Annotated in this window: 6 protein-coding genes and 1 pseudogene; all 7 read left to right on the forward strand. The window is 35.0% G+C overall.

Annotated features, from left to right (window positions below):
• The first annotated feature begins 75 nt into the window (after positions 1-75).
• Positions 76-342 (forward strand): phosphocarrier protein HPr, encoded by a 267-nt coding sequence (locus GSM_RS10205; RefSeq protein WP_003691431.1) that lies wholly within the window; start codon positions 76-78, stop codon positions 340-342.
• The gene (ptsP, locus tag GSM_RS10210) at positions 342-2,063 is read left to right on the forward strand and encodes a phosphoenolpyruvate--protein phosphotransferase (RefSeq protein WP_003691429.1); all 1,722 of its coding nucleotides are present in this window, start codon (positions 342-344) and stop codon (positions 2,061-2,063) included. The genes GSM_RS10205 and ptsP overlap by 1 nt, the downstream gene beginning before the upstream one ends.
• Positions 2,064-2,245: 182 nt before the next feature.
• Positions 2,246-3,430 carry a glycosyltransferase family 4 protein gene (locus GSM_RS10215; protein ID WP_003691427.1) on the forward strand — a complete coding sequence of 395 codons (1,185 nt, stop codon included), beginning with the start codon at positions 2,246-2,248 and terminating at the stop codon, positions 3,428-3,430.
• 16 nt (positions 3,431-3,446) lie between these two features.
• Positions 3,447-4,470 (forward strand): annotated as a pseudogene (locus GSM_RS14255) (glycosyltransferase family 4 protein).
• Positions 4,471-4,472: 2 nt separating this feature from the next.
• A complete protein-coding gene (locus GSM_RS10225; RefSeq protein WP_003691424.1) occupies positions 4,473-5,486 on the forward strand; it encodes a lysylphosphatidylglycerol synthase transmembrane domain-containing protein in 1,014 nt (337 codons plus the stop codon).
• 366 nt (positions 5,487-5,852) lie between these two features.
• Positions 5,853-6,086, forward strand: coding sequence for a YkuJ family protein (locus GSM_RS10230; protein WP_003691422.1), 234 nt, complete (start codon positions 5,853-5,855; stop codon positions 6,084-6,086).
• A 163-nt stretch (positions 6,087-6,249) separates the two neighbouring features.
• Complete coding sequence (locus tag GSM_RS14260) at positions 6,250-8,238, forward strand: LTA synthase family protein (RefSeq protein WP_187324681.1); 1,989 nt, start codon at positions 6,250-6,252, stop codon at positions 8,236-8,238.
• The last annotated feature ends 515 nt before the right edge of the window (positions 8,239-8,753 follow it).

The raw sequence follows: 8,753 nt of genomic DNA on the forward strand, positions 1-8,753 counted from the left end.
TGTTCTTGAAATGTTTTCATTTTCAGATGAGTTCTTAAAATACTTTATTTATAACGTAAAGGAGTCCGACTAGACATGGAAAAGAAAGAATTTCACATTATTGCAGAAACAGGTATTCACGCTCGCCCAGCTACACTTTTGGTACAAGCAGCAAGCAAGTTTAACTCAGATATTACTTTAACTTACAAAGAAAAATCTGTTAACTTGAAATCAATTATGGGTGTTATGTCACTCGGAGTTGGTCAAAATGCTGATGTTACAATCAATGCTGATGGTGCAGATGAAGCAGATGCACTTGCAGCAATTGCAGATGCAATGACAAAGGAAGGACTTGCAGAATAATGTCTGAAATGTTGAAGGGTATTGCTGCAAGTGATGGTATTGCTGCAGCAAAAGCGTATATGCTCGTTCAACCAGATTTATCGTTTTCCGAAAGTTCTGTTGAAGATACAGAAGCTGAGACTAAGCGGTTGGACGATGCGGTTGAAGCTGCGAAAGCTGATCTTAAGATTATTAAAGAGAAGGCTGCTGCCAATTTAGGTGCAGATGAAGCAGAAGTTTTCGAGGCACATTTAACAATTTTATCAGATCCTGAGCTGCTTGGAAATATCAAGGATAAGATTGTAAATGATAAAGTTAATGCCGAAAAGGCTTTAAAAGACGTAACAGATATGTTTATCGCTATGTTTGAAGGTATGACAGATAATGCTTATATGCAAGAACGTGCGGGCGATATCCGAGACGTTGCTAAACGTGTTTTAAGTCATTTATTAGGTGTTAATTTGCCTAACCCTGCTTTGATTAATGAAGAAGTAGTGATTGTGGCACATGATTTGACTCCGTCTGATACAGCACAATTAGATAGAAATTTTGTGAAGGGGTTTATCACTGATATAGGTGGACGTACTTCACATTCAGCGATTATGTCAAGGACTCTTGAAATTCCTGCTATTGTTGGTTCAGGTAACGCTACTAGTACAATTAAGGAAGGGCAAACTGTCATCATTGATGGTATTGAAGGCGAAGCAATTATTGAACCTTCTGCTGAAGAGTTAAAGAAGTATGAAGGCAAAGCTTCCGATTTTGCTAAGAAAAAGGCCGAATGGGAAGAACTGAAAGATGCTAAGACCGTTACAGCAAATGGTAAGCAATTTATTTTGGGCGCTAACATCGGGACACCTAAAGATGTTGCTGGCGCAAATGATAACGGTGCAGAAGCAGTTGGGTTATTCCGTTCAGAATTTTTGTATATGGACGCAAGTGAGCTTCCTAGCGAAGATGATCAGTTCGAAGCATATAAACAGGCTGTTGAAGGTATGAATGGTAAGCAAGTTGTTGTTCGTACAATGGATATTGGTGGTGACAAGGAGTTACCATATTTGCCATTACCAGAAGAGATGAATCCATTCTTAGGGTATCGTGCTATCCGTATTAGTTTGGATAAGCAAGATATTTTCAGGACACAGTTGAGAGCTTTGTTGCGTGCATCTAATTATGGGCGCTTAGCAATTATGTTCCCAATGATTGCTACTGTAAAAGAATTTAAAGATGCTAAGGCTATCTTTGAAGAAGAAAAAGCTAAATTTGTTAAGGCAGGAAAACCTGTTTCAGATGACATTGAAGTCGGTATGATGATGGAAATTCCTGCAGCAGCGATGATTGCTGATAAATTAGCTAAGTATTCTGATTTCTTTAGTATTGGAACAAATGATTTGATTCAATACACTATGGCTGCTGATCGTGGAAATGAACGTGTTTCTTATTTGTACCAGCCTTACAATCCTTCAATTTTACGTCTTATTAAGAATATTATTGATTCTTCCCATGCGGAAGGTAAATGGACTGGCATGTGCGGTGAGATGGCTGGTGATCAGATTGCTGTGCCTATCTTGGCAGGCCTTGGACTCGACGAATTTTCAATGAGTGCGACCTCAATTCTTAAGACACGTAGTTTGATGAAAAAGTTAGATACAGATAAAATGAAAAAGTTAGCTGAAAAAGCGGTCAGTGAATGCGAAACGACTGAAGAAGTTATTTCTTTAGTTAAGGAGTTTACTGATTAATATATAGTACTTTTAGCCGGATTTCTTTTGAAGTTCGGTTTTTTTATTTTGAATTTGAAGATTAAGTAAAAAAATTGTTAAGATTAAAAATGATTTTTAATGAAAAATTGATGAATCATTGCATTAAGTTGTTTGAACCAATATAATTAATATTGACTATTAATCATTAAGGGGGGATGCTCGTGAATATTGGGATTTTTACGGATACTTATTTTCCGCAAGTCAGTGGCGTAGCTACCTCTGTTAAAACATTACGTGAACAGTTGGAACAACATGGGCACAATGTGTATATTTTTACAACGACTGATCCGAATGTCGAACCTAATCAATATGAAAGAAATATCTTCAGATTTAGCAGCATACCTTTTATTTCATTTACTGATCGGCGAATTGCAGTAAGGGGTCTTTTTAGGGCCTATCAGGTTGCGAGAGATTTAGAGCTGGATATTGTTCATACACAGACGGAGTTTTCAATGGGGTGGATTGGTAAGTTTGTTGCCAAAAATCTAAAGATTCCATGTATACACACTTATCACACAATGTATGAAGACTATCTGCATTATGTTGCTAAGGGCAAATTACTGAAGCCATATCATGTGAAGCAAATGTCACGCACATTTTGTTATCATATGACAGGGATAGTTGCTCCGAGTGAAAGAGTCTTGGATACTTTGGACAGGTATGGAATTAAGGCACCAGTAACAGTTATTCCAACAGGTGTTGATATTAATAAGTTTGGTGACGTCACAGCAGATTTAAATTTACGTGAGAAATATAATTTTAAAGACGATACACCAGTATTGTTGACATTAAGTAGGCTAGCTTATGAAAAAAATATTGATAGGTTAATAAATATTTTGCCTGAAGTATTAAAAAAGATACCAGATGCAAAGCTATTGATCGTAGGGGATGGCCCAGCCATGGAGTCTCTAAAACAGCAAGTTAATGATTTGAAATTGGAATCGGCTGTTGTTTTTGCTGGCGAGGTGGATAATGAAGTAGTTGCTAACTATTACCATATGGCGGATTTGTTTGTGTCGACTTCTATTTCTGAGTCTCAAGGTTTAACTTATATTGAAGCAATGGCTTCTGGATTACGCGTTGTGGCGACACATAGTCCATATACAGATGAGCTGTTAAGTGATAAGGATTTTGGAGGAACTTTTAGCAATAAAGAAGAACTTGTTGATAAAATTATTTTTTACTTAGACAAGTGTAAAGAACAAATTAATCAAGATAAACTAGGGTCCAAATTAGCTTCTATTTCTGCAGATAATTTTGGTGAGAGAATTTTACAGTTCTACGCTGATTGTAAAGCATTGTATGGCAAAGAAAGTGAAACTAGTCATTCTGGCGAAACGGGCTGATTAAGGGAGTTTTAAGATGTTGAAGATTCAGATGTTTTCTTCTGCCACGAAAGTAAAGGGACAAGGCGTTGGTAGTGCGTATACAGAACTGATTGGGTTGTTGCGCAAAAAGTTATCAGGAAAGATAGAAATATCGATTAACAAATTTAGTAGGTCTGATATCAGTCATTATCATACGATTGATCCGCTCTTCTTTTTATCGACTTTTTTCCCAGGAAGAGGTCGAAAGATCGGATATGTCCATTTCTTACCCGAAACACTAGAAGGCAGCTTAAAGTTACCTTGGATTATTAAAAAAATCGTTTATCATTATGTGATTGCATTTTACCGCAGAATGGATCAACTAGTTGTTGTTAACCCCATCTTTATAAAAGAACTTGAAAAATATGGAATCGCAAAGGATAAAATAACGTATATTCCTAATTTTGTATCGCGTGATGACTTTTTCCAAAAAAGCACCGACGAAAAAGAAAAAATTAGAGAAGAACTTGGAATTGTTCGCAATAAATTCGTTGTCCTCGGAGTTGGACAAGTTCAGGAACGCAAAGGTGTCCCCGATTTTATTGAACTTGCTAAGAAGTTACCAGAATTTCAGTTTGTTTGGGTCGGAGGTTTTTCTTTCGGCAAAATAACAGATGGTTATGATGAGCTCAAGGAAGTTGTTGATAATCCCCCTGCTAATCTTATTTTTTCAGGGATAGTTGATCGTGCGCAGATGAATGATTATTATAATGCGGCAGACGTTTTCTTATTACCATCGTATAATGAGCTTTTTCCGATGAGCATATTGGAGGCTTTCAGTACAGGAACACCTGTTGTATTGCGTTCACTTGAATTGTATGAGGCAATCCTAAAGGGATATTATTTAGACGGCAAGAATGTTGCGGAATTTGAAACGATCTTAAGAAATTTGGTGAATACACCTGAATTAATTGATGAGATGGGTAAAAAAATCGTTGGATGCCTCAAATTATTATTCAGAGGATAATCTAGCTAAAATATGGTACGATTTTTACTATCAACAGACTGAGATGGTGTAGGGATGACAAGAAAAAATAAGATTGTTTTACTGTTGATGCTTATCTTGGGGAGCGTTATTTTAGGATTCTCCTTACGAGATATCTCTTTTAGTTCACTAATGCGTGATGTATCTTCTCTTAAATGGGGATGGCTGTTAGTAGCTTTTGCATGTATGGGATTGTCATTATTGCTTGAAGCAGTTGTTGTTAGGATACTTTTACATCGTGAAGGATCGAAATTTAGTTGGCGTGATACCATTAGAATACCTTTGATTGAACAGCTTTTTAATGGAATCACACCTTTTTCTTCAGGGGGACAACCTGCTCAGTTGTTCGCACTTTTACAATCCGGTGTTGATGCAGGAAGAGCAACTTCAGTTCTTTTGATGAAATTTGTAGTGTACCAATCTATGATCGTCATAAATTTCATATTTGCTTTGTTTATTGGCTTTCATTTGATAGCTGACAAGATGCACGCTCTTTCTATTTTGTTTATCTTTGGATTTGTAGTACATCTGGCAGTTATACTAGCACTACTATTAGTAATGTACTGGTATGATTTTACCAAGAAATTGGTTAAGCTAATATTTAAGCCGGTAAAGTGGTTTTCTAATTCTGAGCGCTATATGAAGTGGGAAAAAGCTATTGATGAAAAAATTGATAATTTTTACGAGGAAAGTATACGTTTAAAAGGCAACTGGAAATTATTACTGAAAATAAGTTTTTTGACTCTTGTTCAGTTATCTTTTTACTATGTGATACCTTATTTTATTTTATTAGCTTTGCATGTTTCGCATGCCCAACTATTATTGGTCATTACTTTGCACATCCTTATTGTAATGGTCATTTCATTGTTCCCAATCCCAGGTGGCTCTGGCGGCGCAGAGTATAGTTTCTCAATGATTTTCTCAACTTTTATTGCCAATTCCAGTAAATTGGTGCTGGCAATGATTTTATGGCGCTTTGTGACGTATTATTTTGGGATGCTTCTTGGAATGATTGCGTTGATTATTCCGCCAAAGGATAGAGAGAAGTAGTTACTGAATTTTTGTTAGACAAATTATTTGGTAGCGAATTTTATTGCTTCAAGATACTAAACTTTTCGAAATAGGATGCATGTATCAAAAATGGAGTGTCATTGATGAGAGTGTTTATATTCTTATTGATGTTACTTCTATTTTTTTGACCTTGTTCTTGTTGGGTGTAAATCACCTAAAAAGGACAAATTATTAATTTTCTTATTTATTTTAGGATTAGAATACGTTTTTTAAACCTTTTTTTAATGTTATTTGGGTGATAAAAGTGATATATTTCGTGTATGTTTAATTTTTATTTGGTAGAATAAAGCTATTATGTTTACTTAGAGGATTGTTTTTCAATCTGGAAAGAAGGAGTTTTTTATAATGGAGATTTCGCAATTAGCAGCAATAATTTCGCGTTTAGATGCAATGGTCAAGGAACAAAGTGATGAGGTTCAAAGTAGACGCTTTGAGAAAGATGGCCGTGAACGTGGAGTTATCAGCTATGATAAGGAAACAGATACATTTACTCTCGAGGAATTGCCTGATAAACAACAGTTTGAATTTGATAATATTGATTTGGCAGCAATGGAGATTTACGATTTGTTGAATGACTAATTATTAAAAAAAATTGAAGATGAGTTTTATTTTTTTGTTGTGTGAACAAATTGGAATATAATTGGTTTAAATGATATTTTGAAGATGGAGGCAGTTTAATGGGGTCGGTCTTAAACAAGATTAGGAATGTCCTGAACACCAAAAATGGTTTTTTGTTTTATTGATGGTTTGTTTCTGGATTAAAACTTATTGGACTTACCAGACGAAGTTCAATTTAGGTGTTACTGGTGGGGTTCAGGAGGCAATCTTAATGTTGAATCCACTTCCGTTTGGATTGTTACTTTTGGGGATTGCATTATATTTTAGAGGGAAAAAGTCTTATTGGATTATGATGATAATTGATTTATTGGCATCACTTCTGTTATTTGCCAATATTCTCTATTATCGTGAGTTTTCGGACTTCCTATCTGTAGGAATAATTAAATCATCGGGTTCAGTTTCGAACAACTTGGGTCTTAGTATTATGGAAATTATACAACCAAGTGATTTCTTAGTATTTTTAGATGTTGTAGTTTTGGGCCTTCTTTTGATTTTTAAGATTATCAAGGTTGATAAGAAGAGAACAAATTTCAAGTTGGCAGGGGCGATCACTGCCTTGTCGGTGGTTTTATTTGCAATTAATTTAAGTGTGTCGGAGAAAGATAGGCCACAGTTGTTAACAAGAACATTTGATAATAACTATATAGTGAAATATTTGGGATTAAACTTTTATGCTGGATATAATGTTTATGAAACATATAAGGAGAGTTCAACTAGGGCGAATGCTAGCAGTAATGATTTGAAGTCGGTACTTTCTTACTTGAAAAAAAATCGTGTCTCTTCCAATATTTCATATTACGGTAAGGCAAAGGGGAAGAATGTCTTTATTTTCCACCTAGAAAGTTTTCAACAATTTTTGATTAACTATAAGGTTGATGGAAAAGAAGTTACACCAAATATTAATAAATTTTACTCTGATAGCAATACGTTGTCTTTTGATAACTTCTTCAACCAAGTGGGACAAGGGAAAACTTCGGATGCCGAAACAATGTTGGAAAATTCGCTTTTTGGTTTACCATCTGGTTCGGTAATGACACAGTATGGTACTTCGAATACTTTCCAAGCATTGCCTGCTATTTTGGACCAAAAGGGTTACACGACAGCAGCTTTTCATGGAGACGTAGGGAGTTTCTGGAATAGAGACAATACCTATAAGTCTTGGGGCTATCAATATTTCTTTGATGATGATTACTACAAGCAAAAAACAGATTATAGCGTGGGATATGGGCTGAAGGATAAGATCTTTTTGAAACAAGCAACTAAGTATATCCAACAGTTGCCACAACCATTTTATGCAAAATTGATTACTGTTACAAATCATTATCCTTATGAATTGGATAAGCAAAATCAAACCATTGCAAAGACTACAACAGGTGATAAGACTGTTGATGGCTACGTGCAGACAGCACATTATCTGGATCAAGCCTTTGGTGAGTTTATATCTTATCTAAAGAAGTCTGGCCTGTATAACAACTCAATGATTGTTGTTTATGGTGATCATTATGGTATCTCAAATAATCATAAGAAGGCAATCGCACAGTTATTAGGAAAGAAATCGGTTTCAAGTTATGATTTAGCCATGTTCCAAAAAGTACCGTTTATGATTCATATGAATGGATTGAAGGGTGGCATTAATCACACTTATGGTGGTGAAATTGATGTAATGCCAACCTTGGAGGACTTGTTGGGAATAGACTCTTCTAATATGATTCAGTTAGGTAATGATTTACTTTCAGAAAATAGAAACCAAACAGTAGCATTTAGAGATGGGGACTATGTTTCACCAACATATTCTAAAATTGGGAGTAAAGTGTACGATAGCAGTGGCAACTTAGTTAAGAATCTAACTGCTGAGCAAAAGGCACAGGTTGATTCTATGCAATCTCATACAGATAAAGTCTTATCATTATCAGATAAGATTGTTACTGGGGATCTTTTAAGATTCTACACACCTTCTGGATTTAAGAAAGTGAATAAAAGCGATTATAGCTACAAATATACAGATGGAATGAAAAAGTTAAAGGCTGCTCAAAAGAAGGGAACTAGCCTGATTGAGAAGTATGGCGGTTCAACTGTAAATCTGTTTAAGACAGATGCACCTGAGCTGAAATAGAATAGATTATTTATATAGCAGGGACCGTGTCAATTAATTTGGCACGGTCTCTTTTCGTCCCACAAATTTAAGTAAATGCATTGGGTTTACTATATTAACTAGGAATTTTATTTTTGTGTATTTTTTGTCTCAATTTGATAAGGATCAAGTGAAATCATGCATAGTATTCAATAATTTGAAATTAATAAGTATTCTAGATACAGTCATATTTTCAGAGTATGTAAATGTAATTTAAGAGTATTTGGAATAAATAGAAAAAATTGCTTGACGCGTAACGTAATACTTGGTATTATATTTGTTGTCGTTAAGAGATATGAATAATTAGTTGAAACAAATATTTGAATATTTATTAGTTCTTAGGAATTTTTATTCAAAAAAAGTTATTGACTTTAGTAAACGACAATGGTATTATTGAATAGTTGCGTTAAGCAATTAAGTAGACCTTTGAAAACTGAACAAAGTTTCGACAAATCAAATGTGTAGGGTCTCTTATTTAGTACAAGAGCAAACATTTA

Source organism: Liquorilactobacillus mali KCTC 3596 = DSM 20444, from assembly GCF_000260415.1.
Taxonomy (GTDB): domain Bacteria; phylum Bacillota; class Bacilli; order Lactobacillales; family Lactobacillaceae; genus Liquorilactobacillus; species Liquorilactobacillus mali.

Excerpts from the sequence above, each read along its gene's own strand:
- GSM_RS14260 (WP_187324681.1), top strand. The coding sequence starts at position 6,250 with ATGGTTTGTTTCTGGATTAAAACTTATTGGACTTACCAGACGAAGTTC.
- GSM_RS10225 (WP_003691424.1), top strand. The coding sequence starts at position 4,473 with ATGACAAGAAAAAATAAGATTGTTTTACTGTTGATGCTTATCTTGGGG.
- GSM_RS10205 (WP_003691431.1), top strand. The coding sequence starts at position 76 with ATGGAAAAGAAAGAATTTCACATTATTGCAGAAACAGGTATTCACGCT.
- ptsP (WP_003691429.1), top strand. The coding sequence starts at position 342 with ATGTCTGAAATGTTGAAGGGTATTGCTGCAAGTGATGGTATTGCTGCA.
- GSM_RS10230 (WP_003691422.1), top strand. The coding sequence starts at position 5,853 with ATGGAGATTTCGCAATTAGCAGCAATAATTTCGCGTTTAGATGCAATG.